The sequence below is a fragment of the Novosphingobium sp. Sphag1I genome, assembly GCF_056279125.1.
This window is the reverse complement of record NZ_JBWBQS010000005.1, coordinates 145,138-163,747: the sequence shown is the minus strand read 5'-3', so window position 1 is coordinate 163,747 and position 18,610 is coordinate 145,138. Positions and strand designations below refer to the sequence as shown.

Genomic DNA, 18,610 nt, shown 5'->3' with positions numbered 1-18,610 from the left:
TCACACTTGCGGCGCCAGCCAGTGATGGGCCAGCGCCAGATGCAGTCGCACACCCGTTTCCATCACCGCATCGTTGAAATCGTAATGCGGATTGTGCAGCGGGGGCGGGTTCTCGCCCTTGCCTTGCCCCAGCCAGATATAGGCGCCGGGGCGGGCCTGGAGCATGAAGGAGAAGTCCTCTGAGGTCGCGGCGGGTTCGGGGGCGCGTTCAGCATGGCCGACGGTCGCGGCGATGCGAAGCGCATCCTCCGCAGCGTCTGCATCATTGATCGTGGCGGGATAGTAACGGTCATAGACCAGTTCGGCACTGACCTCGAAACCGGTCTCGATCCCGGCGATGATCTGGCGCATGCGTTCCTCGATACGGTCCTGAACGGCGGGGTCGAATGTGCGGACCGTACCCGCCACCATGGCTTCGCCCGGGATGACGTTATGCGCATGGCCGCCATGCATTTGCGTGACGGACAGGACGGCATTCGCGCTGGCCGGGGCATTGCGCGAAACGATGGTGTTCAATTGCTGCACCAGCGATGCTGCGGCCAAAAGGGTGTCATTGGTGTCATGCGGAACCGCCGCATGGCCTCCGCGTCCGCGCAGGGTGATGAAAAATTTGTCCGCGGCCCCCATGATCGCCCCGGCCCGCGTTGCAATCGTCCCGGCGGGCAGGGCGGGCCAGTTGTGCAGCGCATAGACCCGGTCGCAGGGGAAGCGTTCGAACAACCCGTCCTCGATCATGGCACGCGCGCCGCCTTGTCCTTCCTCGGCGGGTTGAAAGATGAAATGCACGGTGCCGTCAATGCCCGAAGGATCGGCGCTCAATGCCTGGGCCGCGCCCAGCAGCATCGCCACGTGGCCATCATGGCCGCAGCCGTGAAAACACCCTTCGTGGCGGCTGGTATAGGGCAGGCCGGTCTTTTCATCGATGGGCAACGCATCCATGTCGGCGCGCAGGCCAACGGTACGGGTGCCGGAACCATGGCGCAACACGCCCACAACTCCGGTGCCGCCAATGCCTTCGTGGACATCCAGCCCCGCCGCGTGCAGCGCATCGGCAATGATGCCCGCCGTGCGATGTTCGGCAAAACCCAATTCGGGGTGCGCATGGATATCATGGCGCAACGCCACCAATGGCGCCATCAGCGCAGTAATATCTGTCATGGATCGGTGCCTTAAATCGAGTTGCCGAACAGGCTCTGGATCGGGAAGTGATGTTTGATGAAGGGCGATTTGATCACGACATAGGAGAAATATTTCTCGATCCCGTAATCGCTTTCCAGCATGCCTTCGATGATCGACTGGTAATGCGAAACGCCGCGCGTGACGAATTTGAGCAGATAGTCATAGCCGCCCGACACCAGATGGCATTCGACGATCTCGTCCAGTTTGACGATCCGGCTTTCAAAGCGCGAAAAATCGCCGCGACGATGTTCCGACAGCGTCACCTCGGTAAACACCGTCAGAAATTCGCCCAGCTTGCCAAGGTTGAGATGCGCCCCATAGCCGGTGATATAGCCTGCCTGCTCCAACCGCTTTACGCGGGTCAGGCAGGGCGAGGGCGAAAGCCCCACCGCATCGGCCAGTTCGACATTGGTGACGCGCCCGGCCTGTTGCAGCTTGGCAAGGATCTTGAGATCGATGCGGTCTAGTTTGAGGCCGGGCATCATGGGGCGCTATTCCTCTTATTTGCCGATTGCGGCACGAATATCGGCTTGTTCCAGCAATTGGTCGAGCGTCAATTGCACACGATCAAAAATGGTGTCCATTTCTTCATCGGTGCAGGTCAGCGCGGGGGCGAAGCCGATGACGGCATTGGCAAAACAGCGTGCGATCACGCCATTGTCCCATGTCATTTGCGACAGTCGGTCGCCAATGGCCAATTCGGCCGGGAAGGCTTCCTTGGTTTCCTTGTTGGCGACCAGTTCGATGGCGCCCAGCAGCCCGCGATAACGCACATCGCCCACCAGAGGATGCGAACGCAGCGCATCCATCCGTGCGGCAAAACGCTTGCCCACTTTCTCGCCATTGGCAAGGACGCCGCCTTCGCGATAGAGGCGCAGCACTTCAAGGCCCACAGCCGCCGCCACCGGATGGCCCGAATAGGTGCCGCCATGACCCACGGGCAAGGGGCTGGCGTCCGCAATCGCCTGATAAATATGGTCGGCCATGAACAGCGCGCCCATCGGGATGTAACCGGCGGTCAGGCCCTTGGCCGTGGTCATGAAGTCGGGGGTCACGCCTTCGGCATTACAGGCGAACAAAGGCCCGGTGCGGCCAAAGCCGGTGATGACTTCGTCCACCAGCATCAGAATGCCCAGACGGTCGCAAGCCTCACGGATGGCTTTGAGCCAGCCGACGGGAGGCACGATCACGCCGCCGCTGCCCTGAATGGGTTCGCAGCAGAAGGCGGCGACCTTGTCCGCGCCGATCTCGGCCACCTTGGCCTCCAATGCGGTGACGGTGCTGGCAATGACGGCGGCATCATCATCACCATTGGGGTGGCGATAGGGATAGGGCGAGGCAATATGATGCTGCCACTTGAAGGGCAGGTCGAAACCGCGATGGAAATTGCCCAGCGCCGTCAGCCCCGCGCCCGTCGAGGACGAGCCGTGATAGCCCCATTCCAGCGCGATGAACTGTTTCTTCTCCGGCTTACCGATGGCGTTGAAATAGTGGATGATATAGCGCACCGCGCTGTCCACGGAATCCGAACCGCCTTGGGTGAAATAGACGTGGTTGAGGCCTTCGGGCGTCAGCGCGGTCAATTCTGCCGCAAGGCGGATCATTGGTTCGCTGGCGAAATGGAAATAGCCGGTGGCATAGGGCAGGCGGCGCATCTGTTCGGCCGCCGCTTCTACCACGCTTTCCTGGCCATAGCCGACATTGACGCACCACAGGCCGGCAAAGGCGTCGATCACGCGCCTGCCGTCTATATCGGTCAGCCACATGCCGTCCCCGCTGGCCAGCACGCGTGCGCCATGCTCCTCATGGCCCCGGAACGAAGCGACTGGGTGGATCAGGTGATCGCGGTCAAGGTCGATCAGCGAGCGATTGGTCAAGGTTTCGGTCATGTGGCAAACCTATGCTAACGGTTCAGGCGTGTTGCGCCAAACTGCGGCGCGGGTGCGGCATAAAATGCTGTGGATCAGCCGATGGCGGCGGCAATCGCCTTGCCGCATTCCACCGTGTTGGCGCTGCCCTTCAGATCGCCGGTTCGGCCCGATGGGGTGGACAGCACATCCTCGATGGCACGCATGATGCCCGCCGCCGCTTGTGCTTCGCCCAGATGTTCCAGCATCATCGCGGCTGACCAGATCTGGCCCACCGGATTGGCAATGCCTTTGCCCGCAATATCGGGAGCCGAACCGTGGACGGGTTCGAACAGGCTGGGATGTTCGCCCGTGGGGTTGATGTTGCCCGATGGCGCAATGCCGATCGTGCCGGTGCAGGCCGGGCCAAGGTCGGACAGGATATCGCCGAACAGGTTCGATGCCACCACCACGTCGAAACGTTGCGGGTTCATCACGAATTGCGCGGTCAGGATGTCGATGTGATATTTGTCGTGGGTCACATCGGGAAATTCCTCGCCGATGGCCTCGACGCGTTTGTCCCAGAAGGGCATGGTGATGGCGATGCCGTTCGACTTGGTCGCGCTGGTCAGATGCTTGGCGGAGCGCTTCTGGGCAAGTTCAAAGGCAAAGCGCAGCACGCGGTCCACGCCCTGACGGGTCATCACGGTTTCCTGAATGACGATCTCGCGCTCGGTGCCGGGGAACATATGGCCGCCAACGCTGGAATATTCCCCTTCCGTGTTTTCGCGCACCACCCAAAAGTCGATGTCGCCCGGCTCGCGCCCCGCCAGCGGACAAGGCACGCCCGGCATCAGGCGCACAGGGCGCAGGTTGACATACTGGTCATATTCGCGGCGGAATTGCAGCAGCGATTGCCAGAGCGAAATGTGATCGGGCACCGTCGCGGGCCAGCCCACCGCGCCAAAGAAGATCGCATCGGGGCGCCCGATCTGATCCTTCCAGTCTTCGGGCATCATGCGGCCATGTTGGGCATAATAATCGCAATCGGCGAAATTATGTACCTGAAGGTCGAGGCCGAAGCCATAGGCCCCCGCCGTCTTTTCCAGCGCGCGCAAGCCCTCGGGCATGACTTCCTTGCCAATGCCGTCCCCGGCGATGACGGCGATCTTGTAATTGCGCATGGGTCTTATGCCCCCAATTCCAGCCCACCGATGTGGAAGGCCTTGGTTTCCAGATATTCCTCAATGCCCTGCTGTCCGCCTTCGCGGCCAAGGCCCGACTGCTTGATCCCGCCAAAGGGCGCCATTTCCATCGCGATCCCGCCGGTGTTCAGCGCGATCATCCCGGCTTCCAACGCCTCGGCCACGCGGAACGAGCGCGAGAGGTCGCGGGTGTAGAAATAGGCGGCAAGGCCAAAGGGCGTGTCATTGGCCATCTCGATCGCCTGCCGCTCGCTGGTAAAGCGGAAGAGCGGGGCGAGGGGCCCAAAGGTTTCTTCGCTGGCCAGACGCATGTCGGGGTTTGCGTCACCGATGATGACGGGGCGGACAAAGCGGTCATCGCTGCGGCCCTTGCCTTCGCCGATGATTTTGCCGCCCTTGCCCAGCGCATCTTCCAGATGGGCGGAAACCTTTTCGACAGCCGCTGCGTTGATCAATGGGCCGACGGTGGAACCCGCCTCCATCCCCGGCGCGGCGTTCAATTGCCCAACCGCCGCGGCCAGTTTTTCGGCAAAGGCATCATAGATTTCATCGGCCACCAACATGCGGTTGGCGCAAACGCAGGTCTGTCCCGAATTACGGAATTTCGACGCCATCGCCGCCTTCACCGCCAGATCGAGATCGGCATCGGCAAAAACGATCAACGGCGCATTGCCGCCCAATTCCATGCTGGTCCGCTTGATGGTTTTCGCGCATTGTTCGAGCAGCAGCGCCCCCACGCGTGTCGATCCGGTAAAGGACAGCTTGCGCACCAGCGGGCTGGCCGTGATGGCCGCACCAATTGCGGTGGGCATGCCGGTCACGATATTGATGACGCCGGCCGGAATGCCTGCACGAACGGCCAGTTCCACCAGCGCAAGCGCGGTAAAGGGCGTCATTTCCGACGGCTTGATCACCACCGGACAACCTGCGGCCAGCGCGGGCGCGCATTTGCGGGTGATCATCGCGGCGGGGAAATTCCAAGGCGTGATCGCTGCCGAAACGCCCACCGGCTCGGTCAGGACAATGATGCGCCGGTCGCGTTCGGGAGAGACGACATTGCGCCCGCCGGTGCGGCGGCCTTCCTCGGCAAACCATTTGATGAAGCTGGCGGCATAGCGGATTTCGCCCTGCGCCTCGGCCAGAGGTTTGCCCTGTTCCGTCGTCATGATCAGCGCCAGATCGTCCAGGTTGGCCAGCACCAGCGCATGCCACGCTTCCAGCAAGGCGCAGCGTTCGCCCGCCGTGCGTGCGCGCCATGCGGGCCATGCGGCGTTGGCTGCGGCAATCGCCTCCAGCGTATCATCGGCTGTGCAATCGGGCACCGCGCCCACCACGGCGCCGCTGGCCGGATCATTGACCGAGAGCGCATCGCGCGAGGATGCCGAGAGCCATTCCCCGCCGATCAGGGCGGCCTGCTTCAAAAGTGTAGAATCAGAAAGCTGCATGTTTCATCCCATCGCTTGGGCGGAGAGGGCAAAGAGCTTAACGCTCTCGTCGGTTTCGGGCAGTGGACCGCGAGCCATCATGCGGACCGTATCAACGCGGGCAAGGCCAAGCCCTTCAAGCCAGGGGGAAAGCCCGCTGGCCTCGGTTACGTCAAGGCGCGTGAAATTCCCCGCATTCTGCGCCAGCCAGTGCAATATCAGCGCTTTGGCACCGTCGCCGTCGGGCGCAATCACCGGCGCCACCGACCATCCACGGCCAAAGCGGCGCAGCAGGGCAAAACCGACCGGAATGTCGTCACGGGTCAAAACGACCGACCTGTCCTGAGCCGTCAACGCGCGCATGGCCGAATGGCGGTCGGTGCCGGTGGCGCGGGAATAGAGATCGCCGGGGCTTTGTTCGGACGCGCCCAAGGGGCGGATACGCTCGCCGCTGCGCAGCGAGGCCAAAGGCGCAAGCGGGACCGTGCCCTGATGCTGATGCAGCACGCCGCAATCGACAAAGCCCAGCTTTTCATACAGCGGCGCGCCCTGAACAGTGGCCTGAAGCATGACGGTGCGATCACCCAGTTGGTCCAGCATCGCCTGCATCAGGCGGCGCCCATAGCCCTTGCCCTGATAGGCGTCATCGACGATGACCATGCCTACGGCCGCGGCCTTTTGCCCATAGGGAAAGCCGATGATCGTGCCGATCACCCGGTCATCATCCAGCGCCACAATGCCTTCGCCCAGCTGGAGGAACAGCGCCCAATCTTCTTCGCGATGGGGCCATGACAGGGCGCGCGACATTTCCACCGCGCGGTCGATGTCCTGGTGCCTCATTTCCCGAAAAGAGATGTCGCTGGATACCAGCTCACCCATCATAACACTCCTGATCCGTTGCTGTGGCACCATGGCCATGTTGATAAAGGGTTAGCGCCGCATGGATGGAATAGGATGCCGCGTTATGGCGCATATCGGAAGATTATGGCGTAGTGCGCTTCGCATCACCCGGTAGATTCTGCTGTGGAGTGGAAGGGCGTTTGGTATCAGCGCCCAATCCCGCGACGGTTGGTGTGAATTCCATGCAGCATGAGATGCCGCGATGGTCTAAAATAATCGCCTTTGGCGGTCTGCAAACATTCCGTTTCGGTGGCGCAAAAGTGAGCCTTCGGAATTATATTCCGAAGGCTCAGCCATCAAAAGGAGCGAACAATATGGATCGCCAAAACGCCCTTTCCCGATCAGGAATTCAGCAAGCAGATCACACCGGTTGCGCCATGTTTGGGGAATGATGGCATAGCCAGCGCATTCCCTCTCCCTCGCGCACAGGGGCGGGCACATTGTCGCAAAGCCCGGCGATAGCTTCGGCACACCGAGGTTGAAACGGGCAAAGTCCCGCAATCCGATCGCCGCGCAGGATGGGCGCGTGCGTGGTGTCAAGCCAGCGCGGGTCCATCGTGGGCAGGCTGGATTTGAGCAGATTGGTATAGGGATGATGGCGCGCCCCGTTAAAGGCCTCGCGCGTCGCCAATTCAACCGGCGTGCCGCCATAGAGCACCAGCACCTGTTCGCACAGCGACGAGACGGCATGGATATCATGGCTGATAAACACCGTGGCCAACCCCAGGTCGCGGCGCAGATCCTCGATCAGCGACAGGATTGCGGCCCCAACCACCGTATCGAGGGCGCTGGTCACCTCGTCGCACAGCAGCACTTTGGGATCGGCGGCAAGGGCGCGGGCAAGGTTCACGCGTTGCTTCTGACCGCCCGACAGTTTGGTTACAGGCCGGTCGATCATTTCCTGCGGCAGGCGCGTCAGGTCGAGCAATTCGGCCACACGGCGATCCGCCGCGCTGCCTGTCAGGCCGTGGTAATGCTGCAAGGGGCGCGACAGGATGCGGCGCACACTATGCGCGGGGTTGAGCGCAGTGTCGGCGTTCTGGAACACCAATTGCACCGTGCGGAATTGGTCAAGGCTGCGGTCCTCCAGCTTGGCCGGAAGGGCCGCGCCATTGAGCAGAACCTCGCCCTGTGCCGCGGGCAGCAGGCCCGCGATCACCCGCGCCAGTGTCGATTTGCCCGAACCGCTTTCGCCAATAATGCCCAATGCTCCACCAGCGGGCAGCTCGAAACCGACATCGCGCAGGATGGGTATTTGCGGCATGCCATCGACCACGCGGCCATAGCCTGCCGTCAAACCCTTCACCGCCAGAACCGGCGTGCCATCCCGCGAAACTGGCGCCGCTGGCAAAGGGCGAGGGGCGTTGAGCAGCGTTTGCGTATAGGTTTCACGCGGGGCGGTCAGGATTTGCTCGGCTGGGCCTTCTTCAACCAATCGGCCTTTGAGCAATACGGCAATGCGATCCGCCATTTGCGCAACGACGGCAAGGTCATGGCTGACGTAAATGGCTGTCGCGCCCCGGCCATGGTTGCATTGTGCCAAGGCTGATTTGAAGCATTTCAGCACTTCAACCTGCGTCGTCACGTCCAGCGCCGTGGTGGGTTCATCAAGGATCACCAATTCAGGATCGGTGATCAAGGCCATGGCCGCCATCAGACGCTGCAACTGCCCGCCCGACACCTGATGGGGATAGCGCGAACCGATGGTTTCGGGTGAGGGCAGGGCCAGCGCGCGGAACAGATCCACGGCCTTGGCCTCGGCCTCCTCGCGCGTCATAATGCGGTGGATCAGGGCCGGTTCGATCACCTGTGCCATAATGCGGCGCGACGGGTTAAAGGCTGCTGCGGCGCTTTGCGCGATGTAGGCGATGTGGCGGCCACGGATGGCGGAAAGCTCTTCTTCGCTCTTGCCCTCGATGACCATACCGCCGACGCGGATTTCGCCGCCCGCGATGCGCCCGCCATGCCGACACCATCCCATCAGGGCCAGCGCGGTCGTGCTCTTGCCCGACCCGGATTCCCCGATCAGCGCCAGCACTTCGCCTCTTTGCGCGGCAAAGGAAATGTCCGAAACAATCGGCACATCGCCAACCGACACGGTCAGGCCGGTAACCTCGATATGGGGCGCGCTCATTTCTTGTCCCCGGGCTTGAGGGCATCGATCAAAAGGTTGGTCCCCACGGTCAGCACCGCAATGGTCAGCGCCGGGGCAAGGATTGCCGGGGCGCCTTCGGTCAGGCCAGAGATGTTCTCACGCACCAGCGAACCAAGGTCGGCATAGGGCGGCTGTACCCCAAGGCCCAGAAAGGACAGGCCCGAGAGCAACAGCACCACAAAGACAAAGCGCAGTCCCAGATCGGCGAGCAAAGGGTGGACCATGTTGGGCAACACTTCATGGATGGCGATGGCGATGCGGCCTTCGCCCCGCGCCCGCGCCGCCGCCACGAAATCCAGCGAGGCAAGGTTCATCGCCAGCGCGCGGGCAATGCGGAAATTGCCCGGCACATAGGTCAGCGCACAGATCAGCAGCAGCAAGGGCAGAGACGACCCGCAAGCCGCGACCAGCACCAGCGCAAGGATCTTTGACGGTATCGAAATCAGCGTATCCATCAGGCGCGAGATCACTTCATCCACCCGCCCTCCGGCCAGCGTCGCCCAAAGCGCAAGACATGTGCCGCAGCAAGCCGCCAGCAATGCCGCGCCCAGCCCCAGAAACACCGTATAGCGCGCCGCATAAAGCAATCGCGAAAAGACATCGCGGCCCAGATAATCGCTGCCCAGCCAGAATTTTGAGGAGAGGCCCGAAAACACATCATAATCGACAAACGCGCCCACCGGATGCGGCGCCAGCCAAGGCCCGGCCACCGCCAGCGCCAGCCAGAAACCGACGAAGCCTGCCGCCACGCGGCTTGGCAAAGGCGCCTTGGCCCAAGAAGAAATCAAGCGTTTCATTGCGCACGCAGCCTTGGGTTGGCCAGCAGCGCGACCATGTCGGCCACCAGCATCAGCAAAAGATAGGCAGAGCAAAAGATCATGGCGCAGGCCTGCAACAAGGGCATGTCGCGGCTGGTCACGGCATTGACCATCAGGCTGGCAAGGCCGGGGAAGTTGAAGATCGTTTCCACAATGATCGCCCCGCCCATCAAATACGAGAGAGACAGCGCCATCGCGTTCACAATCGGCCCCAGACAATTGGGCAGCACATGGCCCAGCACCACGCGCGAGAGCGAGGCGCCCTTTAACCGCGCCATTTCGACATAGGGCCGGTCAAGCTGATCGGCGATGGCCGCGCGGGTCATGCGCGCCATCTGCGCCACCACCACCACGGTCAAGGACAGGATTGGCAAGGCGCAGGAACGCAACGTATCGCTCCACGTTGCATCGGCCGAAACCATGGCGATCGAAGGCAGCCACGTAAGCTCGACCGAAAAGATCAGCACGCCCACCGTCGCCACCAGAAATTCGGGCAAAGCCACCATCGAAAGCGAGGCCAGATTGATGGCCTGGTCGATCCATGTGCCGCGACGAATGGCCGCCACAATGCCCATCAACAGCGCCAGCGGAACCGCCAATGCCGCCGTCATCCCCGCCAGCATCAGCGTATTGGGCAGGCGTTCGGCAATGATCTGATCCACGGGCATGCCCGCGACCATCGATTGCCCCGCATCGCCTTGCGCCAGACTGGACAGCCATGTGACGTAGCGAAGGGGCGCGGGGCGATCGAGGCCCATTTCATGGCGCAGCGCCGCCACCTGTTCGGGTGTAGCCGATTGCCCCAACGCTTCCTGTGCCGCGTCGCCCGGCAGCAGGCCCGCAATCGTAAAGATCACCACCGAAACCATCAACAAAGTCAGGATGGACGATCCGATGCGCCGGATCACCATAGGCCACAGCCCGGCCCCCGACGCGCCGTTCTGGGTTGCAGGCGCGCTCATGCCGCCCACCATGCAAATTCGGCAAACTGATAACCCATCATGCCGCCCAACGGTATCGGGTCCAGACCGCGCAACCGGCGGTCATGCCCATCAAGAAGGCTGATGAACACAGGGATGATCGAGCCGCATTGGTCATGCACGATCTTTTGCATTTCGCCATACATCGCCTTGCGATTGGCCTCGTTGGTTTCGCCGCGCGCGGCAATCAGCAATTGGTCAAAGCGGGGGTTCTTCCAACCCGTTTCATTCCAGGCCGCGTCGGATTTATAGAAGAGCGAGAAGGTCAGGTCCGCCGTCGGGCGCGGGTTGGTGCTGCCAAAGGTCAACGGGTGACGCATCCAGTGCGTCGACCAATAGCCATCGGAAGGCACGCGCGTTATCGCCAGATCAAGCCCGACCCTTGCGCCATATTCCTGAAGCACGGAGGCCATGTCCACCGAACCTTCGACCGCCGGGCCGCAAAAGATGGGCAGACGGACATTGGTCAGCCCGCCCCGTTGAACATGCCAGCGCGCGCGGTCCAGATCGAGCGCGGTTTGCGGGATCGACGGGTTGTAATAGGGGTGGAATGGCGGGATCGGATGGTCATTGCCGATCGTGGCATAGCCGCGAAACAATGCGCGTTTGATCAGCGGCCGATCACACAGATATTTGAGCGCCGCGACGAAATGCGGATTGCCGCTGGGCAGGCGGTCCATGCGGGCGATCAGGTTGGAATAGAGCGCCGATGGTGTCGCGGCCAAGGCATGGCCGGGCGATGCCTCAACCCGTTTGGTGGAAAGCGGGGCGACCGCATTGATCAATTGCACGTCACCGGCCAGCAACGCGTTCACGCGGCTGACTTCATCGGGAATGGCGATCAATTCGATCCGGTCGAGATAGGGGCGGCCATGGACCCAGTAATCGGGGTTGCGCACAACGACGGTGCGGATGCCGGGTTTGAAATCATCCAGCCGAAAGGCGCCCGTGCCATTGCCATCGGGGCGATCCGCGCCGTGCCGGACGATCAGGAAATGCGACTGGGCCAGAACGGCGGGCAAATCGGCATTGGGGCCGGACAGGCGGATAATGACGCCATGGCGGCCATCGGCCCGCACCTCGACAAATTGCTGCGCGATGCCGGCCATTTTGCTGCCCAGCTTGGGGTCTTTGTGGCGCAGCAGGGAAAAGACGACATCGGCGCTGGTCAATTCGCCGCCGTGATGGAAATGGACGCCCCGGCGCAGCGTAATATGCCACGTTGTCCGGTCGGCACTTTCAATCCGTTCGGCCAGAGCCGGGCGCGCGATCATGTCCGGCCCGATCCGGGTCAGCCCGGAATAGAGCATGTAATGGCGCACATAGTCGGTCGAAAGCGCGCCTTTGGCCGGGTCCAGCGTGTCGGCGGTCGACACCGATTGCGTGGCCACACGGATCGAGCCGCCGCGCTTTGGAACGCCGGCGCCCAAGGCGGGCATGCCCATCAATCCGGCGCTTAACCCGCCCGCCATCATGGTTCGGCGTGAAAAATTCATCATTGGAAATAATCCAGCACGCGATAATAGGCGCCCACAAAGGGCAGGAACCACGGCTTGCCCAAATGGCCGGGAATGGCGGGCCAGGGCAAATCGGCGAAGGGATTGGCCGACATGTCGCCGCCGATCACCTTGGCCATTTGCCCGCCCATATGGGTGGCCATCTGAACCCCGTGGCCGGAATAGCCCATGGCGTAATAAAGCCCGTCATGTTCGCCCGCACGCGGCAGGCGGTCCTGCGTCAGGTCGATGGCGCCGCCCCAGCGATGCTGAATTTCCGTGCCGGCCAGATCGGGGAACAGGCGTAGCATGGCCTTTTCCAGAATATCCGCGCCTTTGAGATCAGAGGCCGGATTGGACAGGGCAAAGCGCGCGCGCCCGCCAAAGACCAGACGATTGTCGGCGGTCAGGCGGAAGTAATTGCCGATGATCCGGCTGGTCACATAATTGCGGCGGCCCGGAAACAGGTGATCGACCATCGCATCCGACAATGGCGCGGTGGCGATGGCAAAGCTGCCCACGGTGACGATACGGCGGCGGAACCAGCCAAAGGGCGCCTGCGGACTGGCGCCGCCGGTGGCGATCAGAACCTGCGCCGCGGTGAGCGTTCCGCGTGGCGTTTCGATCCGATGCTGCGCGCCATCGCGTTGGATACCGGTGACGGCGGCCTGTTCCCAGATATGCGCGCCCGCGCGGACCGCGGCATGGGCAAGGCCGATGCCGAAACGCCCGACATGCAATTGCGCGCTGGTATGCTGGATCAGTGCGCCATAGAAACCATCGGCGCGGATTTCGCTAGAAAGACCGGCCGCATCCACCAGCGACACATTGGGGTCCACCTCGGACGAGAGCAGCCTGTAGGCGGCCTCAATCTTGGTGAAATGTTCCGGTTTGGCGGCCAGCTTGGCCCGGCCCGCGCGGCGGAAGTCGCATCCGATACCTTCTTCACGCGCCAGCCGTTCGACCGTGTCCACCGCGTCGCAATGGGCCAGATACCAACGGCGTGCCTTGTCCACGCCATGGGCGGCGGCCAAAGCGCCAAAGTCATGCGCCGTGCCCGCGTTGCATTGCCCGCCATTGCGGCCCGATGCCGCGCCGATCACCGGCCCAGCTTCCAGCAATGCAACCCTTGCCCCGCCCTTGGCCAGCGAGAGCGCCGCCGACAGGCCGGTAAACCCGCCACCGACGATGGCGACATCATAGCGGCCTTCGACCGGCCCGGTCATGCCAGAGGCAAAACCGGGTGCCGTTGCCTGCCAAAGGGAAAGGGCGGGGCGCATCAGGATCAGAGACCCACCAGAGCGGGCAGACAGCCGATGTGGGGGATTTCCACGTCGCGATAATTGGCGTTGCTGGGTTCATGGCCACGGCCCACGAAAACGCGCGTGCCAAAGCCAAGGTCGGTCGCGGTGTTCTGGTCATAGCGGAAGGAGGAGGAGACATGCATGCCGACCTCCGGGCCCCAGCCGAGCTGGTCGAACATATATTCAAACGCCTGCATACGGGGCTTATACGCCTGTGCGCTTTCGGCGGTATAGACGGCATAGAAAGGCGCGCCCAGCTTGGCCACATTGTCGTGGATCTGGCTGTTCATCGCGTTGGATAGGATGACCAGCGGGATCTTGGTGCCGATTTTCGACAGGCCGCCCGGAACGTCGGCATGCGGCCCCCAATTGGGCACCATGTCATAAATCGCATCGCCATAGGCCGTGTCATAGGCAACGCCCCACTTTTTGGCGGTGCGGGCAAGGGCGTTGCCGATGACTTCACGATAGGGTTTCCACGGACCCATCGCTTCGTCAAAGCGATAGGCGGAAAAGTCGCGGTTGAAAGCGTCCATGTTGGCCGCGCCGATCACACCGGCGTAAAAATCACTGGCCATTTCGCCCATGTGGAATTTGATGAGCGTGCCGTAGCAATCAAAGCTGATGAACTTGGGAGTGAAAATCGTCATGGTTGCATCCTGCAAAGCGGTGCGTGACCGGCACCGTACACCCCGATAATAGGCCACCACCCGGCCGGAAGAAGAAGCCGATTGCGACAAGCCCAAGGGCGCGCATGCGGTTTTTTACGGCGAACATTCGGCACACTATGCTGCGGGCTTAATATCCCCGGCTGCGGTCGATGTCGCCCGCGACGGGCTTTCCGGCCATCACCCCGGCAAGGGCGTCCATCAGAGCATAGACCGCCGTATCGATGCGGGTAACGCCCGCGATATGCGGGGTCAGGAAAACCGCGGGATGCCCGCGCAAAGCGTGGTTTTCGGGCAGGGGTTCTGGGGTGGAAACGTCCAGAATAGCTTGCCCGATCTGGCCATTGTCCAGCGCTTCGATGAGGTCATCCTGTACCAGATGCCCGCCCCGCGCAACATTGATGAGCGCGGCACCCTTGGGCAATTTGGCAAAGGTTTTACGGCACAGAATGCCGCGCGTATCCTCCGTCAGAGGCAGAAGGCAGACGAGTATATCGACCGCGCCCAGAAAGGCATCCATCCCATCGGCGCCGTGAAAACATTCAACGCCCTCGATCTCGCGCTTGCTGCGGCTCCACCCCGACAGGCGAAAACCGATGGGCGCCAGCATGCGCAGCGCGGCCTGCCCCAATTCGCCAAGGCCCATGATGCCGACGCTGCGTTCGCGGGCCATGCGGACCGGCATATAGGGGAAGGTTCCCGCCCTTTGTCCGGCCACCAATGCCGGCAAATCGCGATGCAGCGCCAGAACGGCCATGGTGACATATTCGGCCATGGTGGTTGTAATGCCCGGTTCGATCATACGGATCACCCGGACATGCGGCGGCAGGATCGACAGGTCGAGTTGATCAACACCCGCGCCAATCGAAAACAGCACCTCAAGATTGGGCAGCGCGGCAATGACTTCCTCGCTGAGCGTCCAGGCGATCAGATAGCGCACGTCCTGTGGATCACCGATGTCGGGCCAGCAGTGAAAAGGCACATGCGGCATGTCGCGGGCAAAAATTTCCGACCATGCCGCGCCGCGCTTGGGATCTCCGCAATGGACGATAGAGGCGCGGGGACCTTGGGGTTCAAGGCTCATTTGCTTTTTCCTTTTCGGGCGCGGTTCCATGCGATTACGCCGCTGATGGTAAGAAAGAGGAGGGCGGCGGCAAGGCACGCGATGACCAGTTGGCCAATCGTGCCCAGCGCATCGCCGGTGTGCAAGGGCAAGAGCGTCATCCATAACGCAGGCGCATCGGCGGCGCGCGAAATCCGGCGTGCGCCATCCGGGCCTAGTGTGACGGTGTCGAGGTCCCAATGGTTCCGGCTTTTGGCCGCGAAATGGAATGTGGCGTGCCCTGTCGAGGCTATGCGGATATCGCGCAAGGGCTGATCCGGCAAAGTGGCGCGGGCATAGGCGGCGTCAACAGGCAACGCCTGATCCACGCGCGCTGGGCCAGCCAAAGGCGGCACCATCAAAGGCCATACCAGCAACATACCCGTCACCGCCATCATGCCCAGCAGCGCCGAGGCAATGACCCCGGTGGAGCGATGCCACAGGCGCAATTTCAGCCGCTTGGGCGCGCGGGCCGGGATGGACAGGCCTTGCTTGATGCGCGACCTGCCGGGCCACCAGAAAATCAGGCCGCTGATGGCCAGAGCCAGCAGGCCGGTTGCTTCAAGCGCGACTATGGTTGATCCGATGCGCCCGGAAAACAGGCTATTGTGCCATTCCTGCGCCACGCGCCATGGGTCTTGCCAAAGGCTGCCCACGGCCAGAACGCGGGCCGTGGCGGGGTCGATATGGACGAACAGGCGGTGGCCTTGCGCATTGGCCATGCGCGCCACCACCGCGTCATTGGCGGGATAATCGAGACGGAATGTTTGATAGCCGGGCGCTGCGCTTTGCGCGCTGTGCAGCAGGGCGGAGGGCGGCAGCGCAGGTCCGGGCGACATGCTCCATTTGGGCGAGGGCAGCAGCAACAACAGGCCCGTCAGCGCCTGAAGCAGGAGAAGCGGCGCCAGCGTCAGCGCAATGCGGCGATGCCAGATCAGCAGGCTTTTGCGGTTCATTATGTGGCCCTTGTCCATGGCTTTGTGCACGACTGACGCAAAAAAGCCACCGCCTGCTATATCAAAAGCAAGCGGTGGCCAGTCAGGGTGTAACTCAGAATGCGTAGCTGATGCGTCCGGTGACCGTGCGCGGCGCGCCCGGTGCGACCCACAGCGTCGAGTAAGAGGATGCGTACCACGTCACATCAAACAGATTTGTGACATCGACGCCCAGACGAATGCGCTTGTTCGGCTCATAGGTCATCAAGGCGCGGGTCAGCGTATAGCCCGGCAGGGTAAAGGTCGTTGCCGTTTCGCCCAGACGCGATGAGACATAATTGACGCCCGCGCCAATGGTCACCTTGCCTTCGGAACCGACATCAAAGCCCTTGGTGACCAACAGGTTGGCCGTATGAGCCGGAATGTTGATCAGCTTGGAACCGGGCGTAATGGCAAGGCCGAAGTTGAAGTCCTTGGACGTGCTGGTCCAATGCGCGTCGGTATAGGCATAGGTGCCATGCACGTCGATCTGACCGGGCAGATGAGCGTCTACACCGGCCTCGACGCCTGTGCTGCGCGCGCTGCCGCCCGCGATGGAGAAGCCCTGATGCGCGGTGTCGGGGTCTTGTGTCAGCACGTTGGCCTTGGTCATGGTGAACACGGCCAGCGAGGCGGAAATGACCTTGCTGGTATAACGTGCGCCCACTTCATACGACTTGCTGGTTTCCGGGGCAAAGGGCTGGCCAAAGAAGTCCTGACCGCTGTTTGGGCGGAAACCGTTGCCCCATGCGGCATACAGGCCCATGCGCGTGTTGACGTCGTAAAGCAGGCCGACCGTCGGGCTGAAGCGTTCCTTGACCGTGTTGACGGTGGGGTTGTAATTGCCCACGCGGGCGCCGATCAACTGGTTGAAATGGTCAAAGCGGCCGCCGAAACGGATCTTGACCTTTTCGCCAATATCCATCTGATCCTGAACATAAATGCCCCAGCTCTTTTGCTTTTCCAGCGAGTTGAGCACGACGGCCGTAGGCGTGAACATCTGGCCATAGACCGGGGCGAAGACGTTGACCGCATTGCTGGCCGCCGTGACCGGGGTGCCCGGCGTATAGGCGACCGGGCGATAGCGGGTTTGCCAGGTGTTGATGTCGAATTCATCCACATCCGCGCCCAGCAGGACGTGGTGCAGGATGGAGCCCGTGGTGATGCGGCCGGAAATTTCCGCGCGGCCCGTGATGTTGCGGGTGCGGAAATCGCGATAGCGGCGCTGACGGGCCAGCATCGTGCCGGTGCTGAAGATAGGCTGGCGGCCGGTGGCCAGTTCGGCGTCTTCGGAATAGCCGATCATGCTGGTTTCGCGCAGGCCAAAGCCCGCGATGATCACCCAGTCACCGCCCAGCTTCTGCTGCAACTGTGCCTGATGGCCAAACACCTTGACGCGGGTCGGGCCGTCACCGGGTTCGCCAAGGAAAGTGTTGCGCGAAACCGCGCCCAGCTTGCCGTTGATTGCGACGATGCCGCGATCAAAAGGCGTGCGAAGGCCGACATATTCAATCTCATAGGTCAGCGTCGTCTTGTCGGCCGGCTGCCACAGGATCGAGGGGTTGAAGACTTCCTTGCTGGATTTCACCGTGTTGCGGAATGAGCCTGCGTCTTCCACGGCGCCGGTTGCGCGGATGGCCAGCTTGTCGCTGAGCGCAAGGTTCACGTCGCCTTCGCCGCGATAGGTGTCAAAGGAACCGGCCTGCGCGCCGATCTTGCCAAAGCTGCTGCCCAGCTTGGCTTTCTTGGTGATGATGTTGATCGTGCCGCCCGGTTCGCCACGGCCAAACACTGCGCCATTGGGGCCTTTAAGCACTTCGATCGTTTCGACGTTGGACGCATCGCGCGCGCCGCCATAACCGCGCCCACCGTTAAATCCATTGACCAAAACGCCCGACGGGAAATTCTCGTCCCCGGAAAAACCGCGAATGGCAAAGCTGTCCCACAGGCCGCCAAAGTTGTTCTGACGCACGACGCCGCTGGCGATTTCGGTGATGGAATCCATCTTGGTCATATTGACCACGTCCATCATCTTGGCGTCGATCAACTGGATCGTTTGCGGCAATTCCTTGACCGGCACGTCGCCGCGATAGGCCTGACGCTGGCCGGTAACCACAATAGAGTCGGTATTATCGGCCGCAAAAACCGGCGTGGCCAAAAGTGCAGCTGTTGCCAGCAGCACGGGTTTGAAAGCGGATTGATCGATCATTCTGAAATTCCCCCTGATGAATGCTTGTTCCGCAACCTGCTTGGGTATCGGACCGATCCTGCCGCGATGAATTTCACCCTGTTTCGCGGCGGCCAGTCTCTTTTGTGACAGTTATGAGGCTATGTGCTTTGTGAGGAATCTTTGATCGAAGCGGGGTGACTTGACGGTTGATCATATCGAAAAGAAGCAGCGCGCGGCACGAACTCTGCGTAAGTTCCGTAGCGCCTCGATCCCGAAAATTTAAGGGGTTTAGGTTTGGCCCGGCCCGGTCTTTGAAATTGTCAGATTGGCGACAGAGTGCAAAGCACCATGCCCGGAACAAAAGTATATTGTCCATGCAGTGGGAAAG

Annotated in this window: 15 protein-coding genes; all 15 read right to left on the bottom strand. The window is 61.8% G+C overall.

Annotated elements, in window-relative coordinates:
• The 15 genes from ACZ9HU_RS07485 to ACZ9HU_RS07415 all read right to left on the bottom strand — a co-directional run bounded on the left by ACZ9HU_RS07485 (position 1) and on the right by ACZ9HU_RS07415 (position 18,261).
• Positions 1-1,158, bottom strand: coding sequence for a M20 aminoacylase family protein (locus ACZ9HU_RS07485; protein ID WP_476103995.1), 1,158 nt, complete (start codon positions 1,156-1,158; stop codon positions 1-3).
• Positions 1,159-1,169: 11 nt separating this feature from the next.
• Positions 1,170-1,664 carry an Lrp/AsnC family transcriptional regulator gene (locus ACZ9HU_RS07480; RefSeq protein ID WP_476103994.1) on the bottom strand — a complete coding sequence of 165 codons (495 nt, stop codon included), beginning with the start codon at positions 1,662-1,664 and terminating at the stop codon, positions 1,170-1,172.
• Between the two features lie 15 nt (positions 1,665-1,679).
• A complete protein-coding gene (locus ACZ9HU_RS07475) occupies positions 1,680-3,068 on the bottom strand; it encodes an aminotransferase class III-fold pyridoxal phosphate-dependent enzyme (protein WP_476103992.1) in 1,389 nt (462 codons plus the stop codon).
• Between the two features lie 74 nt (positions 3,069-3,142).
• The gene (locus tag ACZ9HU_RS07470) at positions 3,143-4,210 is read right to left on the bottom strand and encodes a tartrate dehydrogenase (protein ID WP_476103990.1); all 1,068 of its coding nucleotides are present in this window, start codon (positions 4,208-4,210) and stop codon (positions 3,143-3,145) included.
• A 5-nt stretch (positions 4,211-4,215) separates the two neighbouring features.
• A complete protein-coding gene (locus ACZ9HU_RS07465; RefSeq protein ID WP_476103988.1) occupies positions 4,216-5,676 on the bottom strand; it encodes an NAD-dependent succinate-semialdehyde dehydrogenase in 1,461 nt (486 codons plus the stop codon).
• A gap of 3 nt (positions 5,677-5,679) precedes the next feature.
• A complete protein-coding gene (locus ACZ9HU_RS07460; protein ID WP_476103986.1) occupies positions 5,680-6,495 on the bottom strand; it encodes a GNAT family N-acetyltransferase in 816 nt (271 codons plus the stop codon).
• Between the two features lie 421 nt (positions 6,496-6,916).
• On the bottom strand, positions 6,917-8,689 hold the full coding sequence (locus ACZ9HU_RS07455) for an ABC transporter ATP-binding protein (RefSeq protein ID WP_476103985.1): 1,773 nt from the start codon (positions 8,687-8,689) through the stop codon (positions 6,917-6,919).
• Positions 8,686-9,507 (bottom strand): ABC transporter permease, encoded by an 822-nt coding sequence (locus tag ACZ9HU_RS07450; RefSeq protein ID WP_476103984.1) that lies wholly within the window; start codon positions 9,505-9,507, stop codon positions 8,686-8,688. The genes ACZ9HU_RS07455 and ACZ9HU_RS07450 overlap by 4 nt, the downstream gene beginning before the upstream one ends.
• The gene (locus ACZ9HU_RS07445) at positions 9,504-10,490 is read right to left on the bottom strand and encodes an ABC transporter permease (protein WP_476103982.1); all 987 of its coding nucleotides are present in this window, start codon (positions 10,488-10,490) and stop codon (positions 9,504-9,506) included. Before ACZ9HU_RS07445 ends, ACZ9HU_RS07450 begins: the two co-directional genes overlap by 4 nt.
• Complete coding sequence (locus tag ACZ9HU_RS07440; RefSeq protein ID WP_476104194.1) at positions 10,487-12,004, bottom strand: ABC transporter substrate-binding protein; 1,518 nt, start codon at positions 12,002-12,004, stop codon at positions 10,487-10,489. Before ACZ9HU_RS07440 ends, ACZ9HU_RS07445 begins: the two co-directional genes overlap by 4 nt.
• Positions 12,004-13,284: an NAD(P)/FAD-dependent oxidoreductase gene (locus ACZ9HU_RS07435; RefSeq protein ID WP_476103980.1), complete on the bottom strand. Its 1,281-nt coding sequence runs from the start codon at positions 13,282-13,284 to the stop codon at positions 12,004-12,006. The genes ACZ9HU_RS07440 and ACZ9HU_RS07435 overlap by 1 nt, the downstream gene beginning before the upstream one ends.
• Before the next feature lie 5 nt (positions 13,285-13,289).
• Positions 13,290-13,958: a haloacid dehalogenase type II gene (locus tag ACZ9HU_RS07430; protein ID WP_476103979.1), complete on the bottom strand. Its 669-nt coding sequence runs from the start codon at positions 13,956-13,958 to the stop codon at positions 13,290-13,292.
• 148 nt (positions 13,959-14,106) lie between these two features.
• The gene (locus tag ACZ9HU_RS07425; RefSeq protein WP_476103977.1) at positions 14,107-15,060 is read right to left on the bottom strand and encodes a 2-hydroxyacid dehydrogenase; all 954 of its coding nucleotides are present in this window, start codon (positions 15,058-15,060) and stop codon (positions 14,107-14,109) included.
• On the bottom strand, positions 15,057-16,034 hold the full coding sequence (locus tag ACZ9HU_RS07420) for a PepSY-associated TM helix domain-containing protein (RefSeq protein ID WP_476103976.1): 978 nt from the start codon (positions 16,032-16,034) through the stop codon (positions 15,057-15,059). Before ACZ9HU_RS07420 ends, ACZ9HU_RS07425 begins: the two co-directional genes overlap by 4 nt.
• A 94-nt stretch (positions 16,035-16,128) precedes the next feature.
• Positions 16,129-18,261 carry a TonB-dependent siderophore receptor gene (locus ACZ9HU_RS07415; protein WP_476103975.1) on the bottom strand — a complete coding sequence of 711 codons (2,133 nt, stop codon included), beginning with the start codon at positions 18,259-18,261 and terminating at the stop codon, positions 16,129-16,131.
• Positions 18,262-18,610 lie beyond the last annotated feature (349 nt).

Bases quoted from the DNA above. Each gene is read 5' to 3' on its own strand.
- ACZ9HU_RS07450 (WP_476103984.1), bottom strand. From the start codon at position 9,507: ATGAAACGCTTGATTTCTTCTTGGGCCAAGGCGCCTTTGCCAAGCCGC.
- ACZ9HU_RS07485 (WP_476103995.1), bottom strand. From the start codon at position 1,158: ATGACAGATATTACTGCGCTGATGGCGCCATTGGTGGCGTTGCGCCAT.
- ACZ9HU_RS07420 (WP_476103976.1), bottom strand. From the start codon at position 16,034: ATGAACCGCAAAAGCCTGCTGATCTGGCATCGCCGCATTGCGCTGACG.
- ACZ9HU_RS07460 (WP_476103986.1), bottom strand. From the start codon at position 6,495: ATGAGGCACCAGGACATCGACCGCGCGGTGGAAATGTCGCGCGCCCTG.
- ACZ9HU_RS07415 (WP_476103975.1), bottom strand. From the start codon at position 18,261: ATGATCGATCAATCCGCTTTCAAACCCGTGCTGCTGGCAACAGCTGCA.
- ACZ9HU_RS07430 (WP_476103979.1), bottom strand. From the start codon at position 13,958: ATGACGATTTTCACTCCCAAGTTCATCAGCTTTGATTGCTACGGCACG.
- ACZ9HU_RS07440 (WP_476104194.1), bottom strand. From the start codon at position 12,004: ATGAATTTTTCACGCCGAACCATGATGGCGGGCGGGTTAAGCGCCGGA.
- ACZ9HU_RS07435 (WP_476103980.1), bottom strand. From the start codon at position 13,284: ATGCGCCCCGCCCTTTCCCTTTGGCAGGCAACGGCACCCGGTTTTGCC.
- ACZ9HU_RS07475 (WP_476103992.1), bottom strand. From the start codon at position 3,068: ATGACCGAAACCTTGACCAATCGCTCGCTGATCGACCTTGACCGCGAT.
- ACZ9HU_RS07470 (WP_476103990.1), bottom strand. From the start codon at position 4,210: ATGCGCAATTACAAGATCGCCGTCATCGCCGGGGACGGCATTGGCAAG.
- ACZ9HU_RS07445 (WP_476103982.1), bottom strand. From the start codon at position 10,490: ATGAGCGCGCCTGCAACCCAGAACGGCGCGTCGGGGGCCGGGCTGTGG.
- ACZ9HU_RS07455 (WP_476103985.1), bottom strand. From the start codon at position 8,689: ATGAGCGCGCCCCATATCGAGGTTACCGGCCTGACCGTGTCGGTTGGC.
- ACZ9HU_RS07480 (WP_476103994.1), bottom strand. From the start codon at position 1,664: ATGATGCCCGGCCTCAAACTAGACCGCATCGATCTCAAGATCCTTGCC.
- ACZ9HU_RS07465 (WP_476103988.1), bottom strand. From the start codon at position 5,676: ATGCAGCTTTCTGATTCTACACTTTTGAAGCAGGCCGCCCTGATCGGC.
- ACZ9HU_RS07425 (WP_476103977.1), bottom strand. From the start codon at position 15,060: ATGAGCCTTGAACCCCAAGGTCCCCGCGCCTCTATCGTCCATTGCGGA.